This is a genomic window from Microbacterium sp. 70-16 (assembly GCF_001898315.1).
Taxonomy (GTDB): domain Bacteria; phylum Actinomycetota; class Actinomycetes; order Actinomycetales; family Microbacteriaceae; genus Microbacterium.
The window spans coordinates 223369-238345 of record NZ_MKTQ01000008.1; the positions used below are offsets into that span (position 1 = coordinate 223369).

Annotated in this window: 14 protein-coding genes; 12 read left to right on the forward strand and 2 right to left on the reverse strand. The window is 69.0% G+C overall.

Annotated elements, in window-relative coordinates; genetic code table 11:
* Nucleotides 1–9: 9 nt before the first annotated feature.
* Entirely contained in the window at nt 10–1911 is a 1902-nt protein-coding gene (locus BGO46_RS01510; protein ID WP_292674299.1) for an FAD-dependent monooxygenase, read from the reverse strand.
* A gap of 30 nt (nt 1912–1941) precedes the next feature.
* Nucleotides 1942–3324: an MFS transporter gene (locus BGO46_RS01515; protein WP_292674296.1), complete on the reverse strand. Its 1383-nt coding sequence runs from the start codon at nt 3322–3324 to the stop codon at nt 1942–1944.
* A gap of 121 nt (nt 3325–3445) precedes the next feature.
* Between BGO46_RS01515 and BGO46_RS01520 the strand changes: the two genes are divergently transcribed.
* The 12 genes from BGO46_RS01520 to BGO46_RS01575 all read left to right on the forward strand — a co-directional run bounded on the left by BGO46_RS01520 (nt 3446) and on the right by BGO46_RS01575 (nt 14702).
* A complete protein-coding gene (locus tag BGO46_RS01520) occupies nt 3446–4981 on the forward strand; it encodes a fumarylacetoacetate hydrolase family protein (protein ID WP_292674293.1) in 1536 nt (511 codons plus the stop codon).
* Complete coding sequence (locus BGO46_RS01525) at nt 4978–5685, forward strand: GntR family transcriptional regulator (RefSeq protein WP_292674291.1); 708 nt, start codon at nt 4978–4980, stop codon at nt 5683–5685. The genes BGO46_RS01520 and BGO46_RS01525 overlap by 4 nt, the downstream gene beginning before the upstream one ends.
* 55 nt (nt 5686–5740) lie before the next feature.
* On the forward strand, nt 5741–7273 hold the full coding sequence (hpaE, locus tag BGO46_RS01530) for a 5-carboxymethyl-2-hydroxymuconate semialdehyde dehydrogenase (RefSeq protein WP_292674289.1): 1533 nt from the start codon (nt 5741–5743) through the stop codon (nt 7271–7273).
* A 120-nt stretch (nt 7274–7393) separates the two neighbouring features.
* Nucleotides 7394–8560 (forward strand): 3,4-dihydroxyphenylacetate 2,3-dioxygenase, encoded by a 1167-nt coding sequence (gene hpaD, locus BGO46_RS01535; protein WP_292674286.1) that lies wholly within the window; start codon nt 7394–7396, stop codon nt 8558–8560.
* A 147-nt stretch (nt 8561–8707) separates the two neighbouring features.
* Nucleotides 8708–9493, forward strand: coding sequence for a fumarylacetoacetate hydrolase family protein (locus BGO46_RS01540; protein ID WP_292674283.1), 786 nt, complete (start codon nt 8708–8710; stop codon nt 9491–9493).
* A complete protein-coding gene (locus BGO46_RS01545; RefSeq protein ID WP_292674280.1) occupies nt 9478–10281 on the forward strand; it encodes an HpcH/HpaI aldolase/citrate lyase family protein in 804 nt (267 codons plus the stop codon). The genes BGO46_RS01540 and BGO46_RS01545 overlap by 16 nt, the downstream gene beginning before the upstream one ends.
* A gap of 76 nt (nt 10282–10357) precedes the next feature.
* Nucleotides 10358–10810 carry a MarR family transcriptional regulator gene (locus BGO46_RS01550; protein ID WP_292674277.1) on the forward strand — a complete coding sequence of 151 codons (453 nt, stop codon included), beginning with the start codon at nt 10358–10360 and terminating at the stop codon, nt 10808–10810.
* Complete coding sequence (locus BGO46_RS01555; protein WP_292674274.1) at nt 10807–11454, forward strand: NAD(P)H-dependent oxidoreductase; 648 nt, start codon at nt 10807–10809, stop codon at nt 11452–11454. The genes BGO46_RS01550 and BGO46_RS01555 overlap by 4 nt, the downstream gene beginning before the upstream one ends.
* Before the next feature lie 102 nt (nt 11455–11556).
* Nucleotides 11557–12105 (forward strand): hypothetical protein, encoded by a 549-nt coding sequence (locus tag BGO46_RS01560; RefSeq protein WP_292674271.1) that lies wholly within the window; start codon nt 11557–11559, stop codon nt 12103–12105.
* Between the two features lie 121 nt (nt 12106–12226).
* A complete protein-coding gene (locus BGO46_RS01565; RefSeq protein ID WP_292674269.1) occupies nt 12227–13102 on the forward strand; it encodes a transporter substrate-binding domain-containing protein in 876 nt (291 codons plus the stop codon).
* 23 nt (nt 13103–13125) lie between these two features.
* Nucleotides 13126–13971, forward strand: a complete 846-nt coding sequence (locus BGO46_RS01570) for an amino acid ABC transporter permease (protein WP_292674266.1) — start codon at nt 13126–13128, stop codon at nt 13969–13971.
* A complete protein-coding gene (locus tag BGO46_RS01575; RefSeq protein WP_292674264.1) occupies nt 13968–14702 on the forward strand; it encodes an amino acid ABC transporter ATP-binding protein in 735 nt (244 codons plus the stop codon). Before BGO46_RS01570 ends, BGO46_RS01575 begins: the two co-directional genes overlap by 4 nt.
* The last annotated feature ends 275 nt before the right edge of the window (nt 14703–14977 follow it).

The following is a 14977-nucleotide window of genomic DNA, read 5'->3' on the forward strand; positions in this document are numbered from 1 at the left end:
GCCCAGGCGTCAGCGCTGCGGCAGCATCCAGCGGTCGAAGAACGCGGCGAGCGCGTCGGTCGCATCCAGCGGCAGGATGTGCGCGACGTACTGGTCGGGGCGCACCACCACGACGACGCCGCCCCGCGACAGGCCGCGCGCGTCGAAGATGTCGGTCTCGTTCCAGCGCGTGGGCGCCGCGGCGAAGACCTTCTCCCAGTCCATCAGGTGCAGCGGCCCGCTCTCGGGCCGGAAGATCTCCGGCACGCTCGTGACGTCGACCTCGTCGTAGCCGCCCTGCACGATCGCCTTCACATCGAAGACCGCATCAACGGCCGCACCGGCGGGCGTGAACCGCACGACGGGCGATTCGGATGCCTCGGCGAGCCACTGCGCGAACCGCGACAGCGCCCCGTCCGGCGCCAGCCCCGCGGCGTCGGCGAAGGCGTAGATCCGCCAGCGCCCGTCGGCTCTCGCGTGGTGGCCGAGGTGCACCACGTTGCCGTCGGCGACGAGGGTCACGGGCGCGCTCTTGAAGCGCTTGCCGAGCGGGAAGCCTGTCGCGAGCTCTTGCCGGGCATCCGCCGCGATGACGCCCGTGCCGGGCTCGTACTGCGTCATGAACCCCGACGGGAACTCCGCGGTCGCGAGGTAATACGTCGCGAGGTCTTCGGGATCGCTGATCTCTTCGGGCTTGCGCGCCATGAGGGTCGACCACTCGCGGTCGAAGTCGATCAGCTGCTGCGCGACCGGCCGCCGCTCGGCCGAGTAGGTCGACAGCAGTGTCGCCGGGCTGAGGCCCGTGAGCACCGACCCGAGCTTCCAACCGAGGTTGAAGCCGTCCTGCATCGAGACGTTCATGCCCTGCCCCGCCTTGGCGCTGTGCGTGTGGCAGGCATCCCCCGCAAGGAACACACGCGGGTCGTGCTCTTCGGTGACGGCGACGTCATCGAACTTGTCGGTGACGCGGTGCCCGACCTCGTAGACCGAGCTCCACGCGACCTGCTTCACGTCGAGCGTGTACGGCGCGAGGATCTCATTCGCCCGGCGGATGACCTCGTCGACCGGCGTCTGCCGGACGCGGTGGTGATCGTCCTCGGCGACCGCGCCCAGGTCGACGTAGACGCGGCACAGGTACCCACCCTCGCGCGGAATGAGCAGGATGTTTCCCGCCTCGGCGTTGATCGCGCACTTGATGCGCCAGTCGGGGAAGTCGGTGTTCACGAGCACGTCCATGACGCCCCACGCGTGCAGCGAGACATCCCCGACGTGGACGCGACCGATCGCGTCGCGCACGCGACTGCGCGCCCCGTCGGCCCCCACGACATACTTCGCGCGGATCGTGCGACTCTCAGCGGCCCCTGAGCTTGTCGAAGGGCCGCCCACCCGCACCTCGACCGGGTACTCCCCCGCCTCGTGTACCGTGAGCCCGAGGAACTCGACGCCGTAGTCGGGCACGATGCGGCCGGGGCCGTGCGCTGCGGCCTCGGCGAAGTAGTCCAGCACGCGCGCCTGGTTGACGATCAGGTGAGGGAACTCGCTGATGTCGAACGCGTAGTCGGCGGTGCGCGAGCGCCGCACGATCCGGCTCGGATCGTCGGGGTCGGGGCCCCAGAAGTTCATCCACCCGATGTTGTACGCCTCGGCGACGATCCGCTCGGCGAACCCGAAGGCCTGGAACGTCTCGACGCTTCGGGGCTGGATGCCGTCGGCTTGCCCCAGCACCAGGCGACCCTCGCGCTTCTCGACGATGCGCGTCACGACACTCGGATACTGCGACAGCTGGGCCGCCAGCAGCATCCCGGCGGGCCCCGACCCGACGATGAGCACGTCTACCTCGTCGGGCAGGTCGACGGGGCGATCGACGCCCGTGCCGGCCGCCGGGAGCACCCGCGGATCGGCCGACACGTAGCCGTGGTGGTGGAACTGCATGATGACGCGTCCTTCGCAACTCGGGCGGACTCAGGCTTTCGACAGACCGTAGATGGGGCTCTGCGCCTGCTCGGCCTCGTGGTCGGGCCCGAGTGGGATGCCGCTGCGGTCGCGCAGTAGCAGGGTGGCGACCAGACCCAGCACCGTCATCCCGGCGAGGTACCAGGTGACGCCCGCCGTCGAACCGGTCGCCTGCACGATCGCCTGCGCGATCGTGGGAGCGAACGCCCCGCCGAGGATCGCGCCGATCGCGTACGAGATCGAGACGCCCGAGAAACGGATGGATGCCGGGAACAGTTCGGTGTAGAGGGCCGCCTGCGGTCCGTACGTGAAGCCGAGGCCGACCGTGAGGACCACGAGCCCCAGCGCGAGGTTCACGACCGATCCGGTGTTCACGAGCGGGAACAGCAGCAGCACGCCGACCAACTGCAGCACCCAGCCGGCGATGTAGGTGGTGCGGCGGCCGATGCGGTCGGAGATCCAGCCGGCGAGGAACGTGAACAGTAGCCAGGTGACGGCCGAGAGCGTGACAGCCCACAGGACGTCGCCGGTCGCGAGCCCGATCGCGCCCTTCGGGTCGGTCGCGTAGCGCTGGATGTACCCGCCGGTGGTCATGTAGCCGACGGCGTTGTTGCCAGCGAAGACGAGCGCGGCGATGATCACGAGAAGCGCGTGCTTGCGGAACAGCTGCACGATCGGCATCCGCGTCTCTTCCTTGCGCTCGGCGAGTTCGGTGAACACGGGGCTCTCTTCGACGCGGCGGCGCACGTAGTAGCCGATGACGATCAGCACGACCGACAGCAGGAACGGCACGCGCCAGCCCCACTCCATGAAGGCGTCACCTGGCGCGATCGCGGTCATGAGGGCCAGGATGCCCGACGCGAGCAGCAGGCCGAGCGGCACGCCCATCTGCGGCGAAGCTCCGAACAGGCCGCGCTTGCTCTTGGGTGCGTGCTCGACGGCCATGAGGACCGCGCCGCCCCACTCGCCGCCCGCCGAGATGCCCTGCAGGATGCGCAGCAGGATCAGCAGGATCGGCGCCGCCATGCCGATTGCGGCATACGTCGGCAGCAGACCCACGAGCGTCGTCGCGACGCCCATCAGGATGAGCGTGACCATCAGCACGACGCGGCGGCCGTACTTGTCACCGAAGTGACCGGCCAGGAACGCGCCGAAGGGGCGGAACAGGAAGCTGATGCCGACCGTGATGAACGACAGCACCTGCGCGAAGCCTTCGCCGGCGGGTGCGAAGAAGAGCTGCCCGAAGACGAGGCCGGCTGCCGAGGCGTAGATGAAGAAGTCGTACCACTCGACGGTGGTGCCGACGACCGTGGCGAACAGGACGCGACGCCGGTCGGCGTGGGTTGCGATGGTGCCCGTCGGGGTGAACCCCGGCGAAGAGGAAATGCTCATGTGCGTGACTCCAGTGTCAATCGGCGACGGCGTTGTCTGCGGGTGAGGGTCAGATCGATCGCTTGCCCGCTTGACGATGATCATATACGATTTGAGATACGACGCAAGAGCGAGGGAGCTCATGACCATCGACGACGACTCGGCCACCACCGCTGCCGACCCGCGCTTCAGCGGCCTGCCCGGCCGCCCGGGCAAGATCGTGGCCGTCCACCTCAGCTACGAGTCCCGTGCCGGCCAGCGCGGCCGCCGCCCCGCGACGCCGTCGTACTTCTTCAAGGCATCCAGCTCTGTCGCCGCCTCGGGTGGCGTCGTCGAGCGCCCGGTCGGGACCGAACTGCTCGCGTTCGAGGGCGAGATCGCGCTCGTGATCGGCTCCCCCGCGCGTCGCGTGTCTCTCGAGGATGCCTGGAGCCACGTCGCCTGGGTGACGGCCGCCAATGACCTCGGCCTCTACGACCTGCGCGCAAACGACAAGGGCTCCAACGTCCGTTCGAAGGGCGGCGACGGGTTCACGCCCATCGGCCCTGCGCTGATCGACGCGCGTGGTGTCGACCCCGACGGCCTGCGCGTGCGCGCCTGGGTCAACGGCGAACTCCGCCAGGACGACACGACGGCAGGCCTCATCTTCCCGCTCGCACAGTTCGTCGCCGACCTCTCGCAGCACTTCACCCTCGAGACTGGCGACGTCATCCTCACCGGCACACCCGCCGGGTCGTCGGTCATCGTGCCGGGCGACGTCGTCGAGATCGAAGTGGATGCCCCCGCCTCCGGCGTCACGAGCGGGCGGCTCGTCACGACTGTCGTCGCGGGGCCCGATGTGGCCTTCGACACGACGCTCGGGTCGCTGCCTGCCGTCGACGACACCCAGCGCGAGGAAGCCTGGGGGTCGCGCGAAGCGGCTGGGCTCGGGGACGATGCGACGGATGATCTCGATACACCGTCGCTGCGCGACGGCACTCGATCATCGATGAGGGCCGACCTGCGGGCGAAGCTCGAGCGCGTGCCGGTCGCGGGGCTCTCGGCACAGCTGCGCAGGCGGGGTCTGAACAACGTCACGATCGACGGCGTGCGACCGCTGCATCCCGAGCAGAAGCTCGTCGGCACGGCGCGGACCCTCCGCTTCGTCCCGGGGCGCGAAGACCTCTTCGCGAGCCACGGCGGCGGCTACAACGCGCAGAAGCGCACGTTCGACGCCGTCGAGAGCGGCGAGGTCATCGTCATCGAGGCACGCGGCGAAGCCGGATCCGGCACGCTGGGCGACATCCTCGCGATCCGCGCACACGCACGCGGCGCGGCGGGCATCGTGACCGACGGCGGCGTGCGCGACCTCGACGCCGTGAGCGCCGTGGGCATCCCCGTCTACACGGTCGGTGCGCACCCCGCGGTCCTCGGCCGCAAGCACGTGCCGTGGGACCACGACCTCACGATCGCGTGCGGCGGCACGACCGTGCAACCGGGCGACATCATCGTCGGTGATGCCGACGGCGTCATCGTCATCCCGCCCGCCCTCGCCGACGAAGTCGCCGACGCCGCGCTCGCACAGGAGGAAGAGGATGCCTGGATCGCAGCCCGCGTCGCCGAGGGGCATCCCGTCGACGGACTGTTCCCGATGAACGCCGACTGGCGTGCGAAGTACGAAGCGGAGACCGGACGATGAGCCTCGGACAGAGCGGGCAGGCGCAGGCCGCGCACGCCCTCAGCAAGTCGCAACAGGCGTACCGCTGGATCAAAGAGCGCATCGCGAGCCAGGAGTTCACGCCCGGCTACCGACTCGTGCTCGGATCGATCGCGGGCGACCTCGACATGAGCGTCGTACCGGTACGCGAGGCGATCCGCCAGCTCGAGGCCGAGGGGCTCGTCATGTTCGAGCGCAACGTCGGCGCCCGCGTCTCGATGGTCGACGACTCGCAGTACCGCTACAGCATGCAGGCGCTGTCGATTCTCGAGGGCACCGCGACGGCGCTCGCGGCCCGCAGGCTCACGACCGACGACATCCGCAGCGCCCGCCAGATCAACGAGCTGATGATCGAGACACTCGACAACTTCGACCCGCGCGCGTTCACGCGGCTCAATCAGGAGTTCCACGCGACGCTGTTCGGCAAGTGCGCGAACCCCCGCATGCTCGACCTCGTCGAAGCCGAGTGGGCGCGCCTCGGGCACCTCCGCGACTCGACCTTCAGCTTCGTGCCCGGGCGCGCGGCCGAGTCGGTGCGCGAGCACGAGAACATCCTCGTCCTCATCGAGACCGGCGCTCCGCTCGGCGAGATCGAGAAGGCCGCCCGCCGGCACCGGTCGGCGACGCTCGACGCGTACATGATCCACGAGCACCCCGACGAGTCGCTCGGGCTGCCCGCCTTCTGATCCTCGAACAGACCCCACGAACAGACCCCAGACTCCTCGAACCACGGAGGTTCCCATGACCGACACCGCCGCAGCCCGCTCCCTGAGCTCGGCTGAGGGACGCCACGTCCCCGCCGATCTGCCCGACCGCATCCGCCACTACATCGACGGCGCGTTCGTCGATTCCGTCGACGGCGACACGTTCGACGTGCTCGAGCCGGTGAGCAACGAGGTGTACGTCCAGGCATCCGCCGGAAAGAAGGCCGACATCGACCTCGCCGTCGCTGCCGCGAAGCGCGCATTCGACGAAGGCCCCTGGCCACGGATGCTGCCCCGCGAGCGCTCGCGCGTGCTGCACCGCATCGCCGACATCGTCGAGTCGCGCGACGCACGGCTCGCCGAGCTCGAGTCGTTCGACTCGGGTCTGCCGATCACGCAGGCGCTCGGGCAGGCTCGCCGCGCCGCCGAGAACTTCCGGTTCTTCGCCGACCTGATCGTCGCGCAGGCCGACGATACCTTCAAGGTGCCGGGCCGGCAGATCAACTACGTCAACCGCAAGCCGATCGGCGTCGCGGGCCTGATCACGCCCTGGAACACGCCGTTCATGCTCGAGTCGTGGAAGCTCGGCCCCGCCCTCGCGACCGGCAACACGGTCGTCCTCAAGCCCGCCGAGTTCACGCCCCTGTCGGCGTCGCTGTGGGCCGGGATCTTCGAAGAGGCAGGGCTTCCTGCCGGCGTGTTCAACCTCGTCAACGGACTGGGTGAGGATGCCGGTGACGCACTCGTCAAGCATCCCGACGTCCCACTCATCTCGTTCACGGGCGAGTCGAGCACAGGCCAACTGATCTTCGGCAACGCAGCCCCGCACCTCAAGGGCCTGTCGATGGAACTCGGCGGCAAGAGCCCCGCTGTCGTCTTCGCCGACGCCGACCTCGACGAGGCGATCGACGCGACGATCTTCGGCGTCTTCTCCCTTAACGGCGAACGCTGCACGGCGGGTAGCCGCATCCTCGTGGAGCGCGAGGTCTACGACGAATTCGTCGAGCGATACGCCGCGCAGGCGCAGCGCGTCAAAGTGGGCTATCCGCACGACCCCGCAACCGAGGTTGGTGCGCTCGTGCACCCCGAGCACTTCGCGAAGGTCATGAGCTACGTCGAGATCGGCAAGACCGAGGGACGCCTGGTCGCCGGCGGCGGGCAGCCGGCGGGCTTCGAGTTCGGCAACTTCGTCGCCCCGACAGTCTTCGCCGACGTGTCGCCCGACGCCCGCATCTTCCAGGAGGAGATCTTCGGCCCCGTCGTCGCGATCACCCCGTTCGACACCGACGAAGAGGCCCTCGCGCTCGCCAACAACACGAAATACGGCCTCGCCGCGTACGTCTGGACGAACGACCTCAAGCGCGCACACAACTTCGCGCAAGCCGTCGAGGCGGGCATGGTGTGGCTCAACTCGAACAATGTGCGAGACCTCCGCACCCCATTCGGCGGGGTGAAGGCATCCGGCCTCGGCCACGAAGGCGGCTACCGCTCGATCGACTTCTACACCGACCAGCAGGCCGTGCACATCACCCTGGGTAAGGTCCACAACCCCACCTTCGGCAAGCTCTGACCCCATGTCCCACTTACGGCCCACCATGTCCCGGAAAGTGCTGGTGCGGCCCCGCAGAAGCGACATCTTTTGGGACATGGTTCCCGCCCCCACGAAAATCACGCAAGCAAGGACGCTGACATGACCAACCGCGATGAGATGACCCTCACCTCCTCGGGCTACTACGTGAGCCAGGAGGCTCCCATCCACTCCGACAACGCCGTCGCGACGCCGCAGGCCTCGCCGCCCGACATCCTGCGCTGCGCCTACATGGAGCTCGTGGTGACCGACCTCGCGGCATCCCGCACGTTCTACGTCGACGTGCTGGGCCTGTACGTCACCGACGAAGACGACGATGCGATCTACCTGCGCTCGACGGAGGAGTTCATCCACCACAACCTCGTGCTGCGCCGCGGGCCGATCGCCGCCGTCGCCGCGTTCAGCTACCGCGTACGGTCGGCGGACGACCTCGACCGCGCCGTCGCGTTCTACACAGAACTCGGATGTCGCGTCGAGCGCCGACCCGAAGGGTTCGTCAAGGGCATCGGCGACTCGGTGCGCGTCGAGGACCCGCTCGGGTTCCCGTACGAGTTCTTCTTCGAGACGACCCATGTCGAGCGGCTGTCGTGGCGCTACGACCTGCACACGCCCGGCGAGCTCGTCCGCCTCGACCACTTCAACCAGGTCACGCCCGACGTGCCGCGCGCCGTGCGCCACTACCAGGACCTCGGCTTCCGTGTGACAGAGGACATCCAGGACGAGGCCGGCACCGTCTACGCCGCGTGGATGCGGCGCAAGCCCACCGTCCACGACACCGCCGCGACCGGCGGTGACGGTCCGCGTATGCATCACGTCGCGTTCGCGACCCACGAGAAGCACAACATCCTCGCAATCTGCGACAAGCTCGGGGCGCTGCGCCGATCGGATGCCATCGAGCGCGGCCCCGGCCGCCACGGAGTGTCGAACGCCTTCTACCTGTACCTGCGCGACCCCGACGGCCACCGCGTCGAGATCTACACGCAGGACTACTACACGGGCGACCCCGACAACCCCGTCGTCACGTGGGACGTGCACGACAACCAGCGTCGCGACTGGTGGGGCAACCCCGTCGTGCCGTCGTGGTACACCGAGGCATCCCTCGTGCTCGACCTCGACGGCAACCCGCAGCCGGTCATCGCCCGCACGGACGACTCCGAGATGGCCGTCACGATCGGCGCCGACGGGTTCAGCTACACGCGCCGCGACGAGGGCGCCGCCTCGATGCCCGAGTACAAGCAGGGCGAGTACAAGCTGGGCCACCAGCTGTAGCCAGGCATCCGCGCCACCCCGCCCCAGCCGCAGCATCCCCTCCCCACCCATGTCCCACTTCATGCGCACCATGTCCCACTTGTGGTCGGTTTCGACGGCGAAAACCGACCACAAGTGGGACATGGTCGGCGCAGGCAAGGAGCCCTCATGCTGACACCCGAGCAGATCGCGGCGATCGCCGACGAGCTGGCCGAGGCCGACCGCACGCACGGCGTCATCCCGCGGATCACGGCGCGCTATCCGGATGCCACGGTGGAAGACTCCTACGCGATCCAGGGGGTCTGGCGCGACCGCATGATCGCGTCGGGTCGCACGCTCGTCGGCCGCAAGATCGGGCTCACGTCGAAGGCGATGCAGCAGGCGACCGGCATCACCGAGCCGGACTACGGCGTCATGTTCGACGACACCGTGTATCCGACCGGGTCGGAGATCCCCGCCGACCGCTTCTCGAACGTGCGCATCGAGGTCGAGCTGGCCTTCGTGCTCGCCCGACCCTTGCAGGGCCCCGACTGCACACTGACGGATGCCCTGGACGCGATCGACTACGCCGTGCCGGCGCTTGAGGTGCTCAACTCGCACATCGAGCTCGAGGGCCGCACGATCGTCGACACGATCAGCGACAACGCCGCCTACGGCGCGATGGTGCTCGGCGACGTCCGCCGCCGCCCCGACGAGATCGATCTGCGGTGGGTGCCCGGGGTGCTCAGCCGCAACGGCGAGATCGAGGAGACCGGGGTCGCCGCCGGCGTGCTCGGGCATCCGGCGACGGGCGTCGCATGGCTCGCGAACAAGTTCGCGCAGCACGGTGCCAGACTCGAGGCGGGCGAGATCATCCTCGCCGGGTCGTTCACCCGGCCGATGTGGGTGTTCGCCGGCGACGAGGTCCGCGCCGACTTCGGTGAGATGGGAGTCATCACATGTCGTTTCGTCTGAACCCCACCTTCCGCGACCGGCTCGCCGCCGCACCCCGCCCCCTCGCGGGCTGCTGGATCTGCTCGGGTTCGCCACTCGTTGCCGAGATCATGGCCGGCTCGGGTCTTGACTGGGTGCTCATCGACATGGAGCACGGCCCCAACACGCTCGAGACCGTCGTCACTCAGCTGCAAGCCGTCGCCGGCACTCCCGCGACGCCCGTCGTGCGCGTGCCGATCGGCGACGTCGTGACGATCAAGCAGGTGCTCGACCTCGGTGCGCAGAACCTGCTCGTGCCGATGGTCTCGTCGGCTGCCGAGGCTCGCGCGGTCGTCGAGGCGGTGCGCTATCCCCCGCGCGGCCGCCGCGGCGTCGGCTCGGCGCTCGCGCGCTCCGCCCGCTGGAACCGCGTCGACGACTACCTCACGAACGCCGACGACTACGTGTCGGTCTTCGTGCAGATCGAGACGGCGGATGCCGTGGACGCGGCCGCCGAGATCGCCGCGGTCGACGGCATCGACGGCGTGTTCGTCGGGCCGAGCGACCTCGCGGCATCCCTGGGCCTGCTCGGCCAGCAGACGCATCCGGACGTCACCGCCGCCGTGCTGCGTGCGTTCGCCGCGGTGAAGGATGCCGGAAAGCCCGTCGGCGTCAACGCGTTCGACCCTGCCGTCGCGCAGTCGTACCTCGACGCGGGCGCCGATTTCGTGCTCGTCGGCGCCGACGTCGCCCTGCTCGCCCGCGGGTCCGAGGCCCTCGCCGCCCGCTGGATCCCGACGGCCGACGACACCCAGCGCGCGGGGTACTGACGACGTTCGAAGAGAGACCCCAAACGACGGTGTCAACCTGTTGACATCGCCGCGAGTCAACTGGTTGACTTCGGGCATGGCATCCCGCATCACGGTCACCCTGCACGAGCTCGTCGCCGAGCTCGATGTGTACGCCGACGGCGTCCTGCACGCGCGCTACGGCGTCTCGTTCAACCTGTTCGAGTTCCTCGCGACGCTCGCCGAGCGCGGCCCGATCGACATCACGGGTCTCGCGCACTGTCTGCGCATCACCAAGGCCGCCGTCAGCAAGCGTGTGCCCGCCCTCGTCGCCGACGGCTGGATCCGTGCCGACCGCGGAAACGGGCGGCGCGTCGTGCTCTCGCTCACTCCGAAGGGCGCCGACCTCGTGCAGCGCGCCGGCGGCGAACTCGAGGCGGAATTCACCGAGATGCTCGCCGACCCGCGGCTCGACCCCGCCGTCTCCCCCGGCGCCATCGACACGACCTTGCTCAACACCCACCTGACGACGCTGACCGCGATCGTCCTCGAGAAGGGCAGTACCGCATGACCGCTCAGATCCTCGTTGTCGTCGGCACTCCCATCGCCGACAGCCTCAACCACGCGTTGGCGGATGCCTACGTCGATTCCGCTCGCGCCGGCGGCGCGGAGGTCCGCGTGATCGACCTCGCCGTCGACCCGATTCCCGCCCACCCGCGGCATCGCGACGAGCTGCGTGCGCCGCGGTCGGATGCCGATCGCCCGCTCGACCCCGATGTCGCCCGCTACATCGACGACGTCCGCTGGGCCGATCACCTCGTCGTCTTCCACCCGCAGTGGTGGGGCACGGTGCCCGCGGCCCTGAAGGCGTTCATCGACCGTGTCTTCCTGTCGGGCTCCGCCTTCCGCTACCGCGAGAAGTCGCTGCTGTCCGAGCGGCTGCTCACCGGCCGCACGGCACGCGTGGTCATGACGATGGACTCACCCACGTTCTGGAACCGGCTCGTCTACCGCGGCGCAGCCGAGGCATCCCTCACTCGTGCCACCTTCGGATACTGCGGCGTCAAGACCGTCGGGATCACCCGGTTCACCCCCGTGCGTTTCTCGACCGCGCCGACGCGCGCGCAGTGGATCGCGCAGACCGCGACACTCGGCCGAAAGGATGCCGCGCGCATCGCGCCGCGCGATCAGGTGGAGGCGTCGGTCGGGGCCTGACCGCTTTCGAGGAGCGCAAATGGTCCCCGGAAACCGGTTTCGGGGACCATTTGCGCTCCCCGAAACGCACCACAACGCACCCGAACGTGCGACGCTGGAACCATGAAGGCCTGGATCGTACGGTTCGTCTCGCTCTACGTGTTCAACGTCGTCGTGCTGTGGCTCATCGGGCTGCTGCTGCCGCAGGTGCGCGTCGGCTGGGCGGCACTGTGGGCAGGTGTGCTGCTGACGGCGGCGACGATCTGGCTCAAGCCTGCGATCGCGAAGGGGTTCCGCGGGGCGGCCAGCAAGTCCGCGGCATCCCGCACCGGATTCAGCGAGCGCCTCGTGCAGTACGGCATCGTGTTCGTCGCCGAGCTGATCATCTGGATCATCGTGGTGCTGCTCTCGGGCGTCAGCGTGCGCGGATTCTTCTGGGGCTGGGTGATCCCGCCGGTCCTGCTGCTCGTCGCGTGGGCGATCTACGCCGCGATCGACGACAGGGTCGAGGCGCAGGCAGGCGCCCTGTACGACAAGGCGACCGGCACCACGACGGCCGCCACCGCGGCGTCGTCGGTGACGGATGCCAAGGCCACGGCCGAGGGCCGCGCCGAACTGAACGACGGGCTCACCCCCGAGCAGCGCAAGATGCTCGACGACCTCGGGTCATGACGAGCCTGTAACAAAGCGTCGCCGGGCGCGCCCGTCGCGGTGCGGGCACGGGAAGATGGATGTCTCGGCACCCGTCCACAGCACCCGACGGGCCGTGCACCCCACACCCGGAGGACCTTTCATGACGCGTCTCGCCCTGCGCACCACCCTGGCCGCCACCGCGGCTTCCGCCCTTCTGCTGCTCGCCGGCTGCGCCGGATCGACGGACCCCGCGGCATCCGACTCTGCATCAGCCGACGCGGGCGCTGCCGTTGCCTCCGACGCGTACGTCACGCCGGGCAAGCTGACGATCGCGACGGGCGAGACGGCGTACGAGCCGTACGTCATCGACGACGACCCCGCGTCGGGCAAGGGCTTCGAGGCTGCCGTCGCGTACGCCGTCGCCGACCAGCTCGGCTTCTCGGCCGACGACGTCGTGTGGGTGCGCACCTCGTTCGAATCGGCCATCGCGCCGGGCCCGAAGAGCTTCGACTTCAACATCCAGCAGTACACGATCACCGACGAGCGCAAGCAAGCCGTCGACTTCTCGTCGCCGTACTACGAGGCGAGCCAGTCCGTCGTCGCCGTCAAGGGCGGCAAGGCCGACGGCATCAGCGACCTCGCGGGCCTGAAGGACCTCGTCCTCGGAGCGATGACCGGCTCGACGAGCGCTACGACCCTCGAAGAGGCGATCGCCCCGACCACGGCGCCGCAGCTGTACAACTCGAACGAGGATGCCGTCGCCGCACTGAAGGCCGGCCAGATCGACGCCATCGTGCTCGACACCCCGACCGCGTACGTCGCGACGGTCGTGCCCTACATCGACGACTCCTTCGTCGTGGGCCAGCTGCCCGCCGCGGGCGTTCCCGACCAGTGGGGGCTGCTGCTCGCGAAGGACTCGCCGCTGACGATGTCGGTGACCGAGGCTGTCGACACGCTCCGCGAGAACGGCACCCTCGACGAGCTCGAGCAGGAGTGGCTGGGTGTGCTGACGGACGGCATCCCGCAGCTGGGATGAGCCCGCTCGGGTAACGTCATTCCGTGACCACGCACACTCCAAGCGCGCTCGAGCTCGACCGGCGCGCCTACCGGCGCGGCCGCGAGCGACGCTCGGTGTTCATCGCGATCGCCTCGACGCTGGCTTTCGCGGCGGTCGTGTGGGTCAGCGTCATCAACACGCCCGGGTGGGCGAGCGTGCAGCAGACGTTCTTCGACCCCGCCATCGCGCTGCAGGCGCTGCCGAAGGTGTGGGACGGGTTCCTCATCAACCTGCAGGTGCTCGCCTGGTCGGTCGTCACCGTCGCCGTCGTCGCGCTCGTGATCGCCGTGCTGCGGACGCTCCGCGGCCCGGTGTTCTTCCCCGTGCGCGTCCTCGCGGCGGCCTACACCGATCTGTTCCGCGGGCTGCCGTTCATCATCGTGCTGTACCTCATCGGTTACGGGCTGCCGACGATCACGAACACGCGCATCCCGCCCGTCGTGCTCGGCGTCATCGCGATCACCCTGACGTACTCGTCGTATGTCGCCGAGGTCATCCGCGCGGGCATCGAGGCCGTGCACCCCTCGCAGCAGCTCGCCGCCCGTGCACTCGGACTCGGCTACGTGCAGACGCTGCGCCGCGTCGTGCTGCCGCAGGCGCTGCGCAAGATCACGCCGCCGCTCATGAACGACTTCGTGTCGATGCAGAAGGATGTCGGGCTCATCTCGATCCTCGGCGCGATCGACGCGATCGCGGGCGCGCGCTCGGTGGCATCCCTCACCTACAACTTCACGCCGTATGTCGTCGCGGGCATCCTGTTCATCCTGCTGGCGATCCCCACGATCCGGGTGACCGACTGGTACACCGCGAAGTTGCGGGCACGCGAGCAGGCGGGAGCGATCCTGTGAGCGCGCTGCTGCAGGCCACCGGGCTGTGGAAGGCGTTCGGCGAGCGCGACGTGCTGCGGGGAGTCGACATCGCGCTGGCGCAGCACGAAGTGGTGGCGCTGATCGGGGCATCCGGCTCGGGAAAGTCGACCCTGCTGCGCTGCCTCGGTCTGCTCGAGCCGATCGACGACGGACAGATCTTCCTCGGCGAGCAGGACATCTCCGACCCCCGTGTGGATGCCAACCGCGTCCGCGCGCGGTTCGGTGCGGTGTTCCAGAGCTACAACCTGTTCCCGCACCTGTCGGTGCTCGACAACGTGACGCTCGCGTCGCGCGTCGTGCACAAGGTGCCGCGAAAGGATGCCGAGGCTCGCGCCCTCGCCCTGCTGGATCGGGTCGGGCTCGCGTCGTTCGCGACCGCGCACCCCGACCGGCTTTCGGGAGGGCAACAGCAGCGCGTGGCGATCGCGCGCGCGATCGCCACGGATCCCGAGGTGCTGCTGCTCGACGAGATCACCTCGGCGCTCGACCCCGAACTCGTCGGCGAGGTGCTCGAGCTGGTGCGGTCGCTCGCTGCCGACGGCGCGACGATCCTGATGGCGACGCACGAGATGGCGTTCGCGCGCGACGTCGCCGACCGCGTCGTGTTCCTCGACGAGGGCACGATCGTCGAGCAGGCGCCGCCCGCACAGTTGTTCACGGTGCCCGAGCACCCCCGCACCCGCGAGTTCCTCGCCCGCTTCACTGCCTGACCCTTCCGCACGCGAGCGTGCCCTCGCACACGCGAACTTGCCCTCCCGCACGCGAACTTGCCCTCGCACACGCGAGCTTGCCCTCGCACACGCGAGCTTGCCCTCGCACACGCGAGCTTGCCCTCGCACACGCGAGCTTGCCCTCGCACACCAGGGCAAGCTGGCGAAACGAAGGGTGTGATGTCTCAGGACATGGGTGACGGTTCTGCCTCAGGACATCGGTGACACTTCATGTCTCAGGACATGGGTGACAGTTCTCTTCCTCTGGAGCCTCG

Bases quoted from the DNA above. Each gene is read 5' to 3' on its own strand.
- BGO46_RS01510 (WP_292674299.1), bottom strand. From the start codon at position 1,911: ATGCAGTTCCACCACCACGGCTACGTGTCGGCCGATCCGCGGGTGCTC.
- BGO46_RS01515 (WP_292674296.1), bottom strand. From the start codon at position 3,324: ATGAGCATTTCCTCTTCGCCGGGGTTCACCCCGACGGGCACCATCGCA.
- BGO46_RS01520 (WP_292674293.1), top strand. From the start codon at position 3,446: ATGACCATCGACGACGACTCGGCCACCACCGCTGCCGACCCGCGCTTC.
- BGO46_RS01525 (WP_292674291.1), top strand. From the start codon at position 4,978: ATGAGCCTCGGACAGAGCGGGCAGGCGCAGGCCGCGCACGCCCTCAGC.
- hpaE (WP_292674289.1), top strand. From the start codon at position 5,741: ATGACCGACACCGCCGCAGCCCGCTCCCTGAGCTCGGCTGAGGGACGC.
- hpaD (WP_292674286.1), top strand. From the start codon at position 7,394: ATGACCAACCGCGATGAGATGACCCTCACCTCCTCGGGCTACTACGTG.
- BGO46_RS01540 (WP_292674283.1), top strand. From the start codon at position 8,708: ATGCTGACACCCGAGCAGATCGCGGCGATCGCCGACGAGCTGGCCGAG.
- BGO46_RS01545 (WP_292674280.1), top strand. From the start codon at position 9,478: ATGTCGTTTCGTCTGAACCCCACCTTCCGCGACCGGCTCGCCGCCGCA.
- BGO46_RS01550 (WP_292674277.1), top strand. From the start codon at position 10,358: ATGGCATCCCGCATCACGGTCACCCTGCACGAGCTCGTCGCCGAGCTC.
- BGO46_RS01555 (WP_292674274.1), top strand. From the start codon at position 10,807: ATGACCGCTCAGATCCTCGTTGTCGTCGGCACTCCCATCGCCGACAGC.
- BGO46_RS01560 (WP_292674271.1), top strand. From the start codon at position 11,557: ATGAAGGCCTGGATCGTACGGTTCGTCTCGCTCTACGTGTTCAACGTC.
- BGO46_RS01565 (WP_292674269.1), top strand. From the start codon at position 12,227: ATGACGCGTCTCGCCCTGCGCACCACCCTGGCCGCCACCGCGGCTTCC.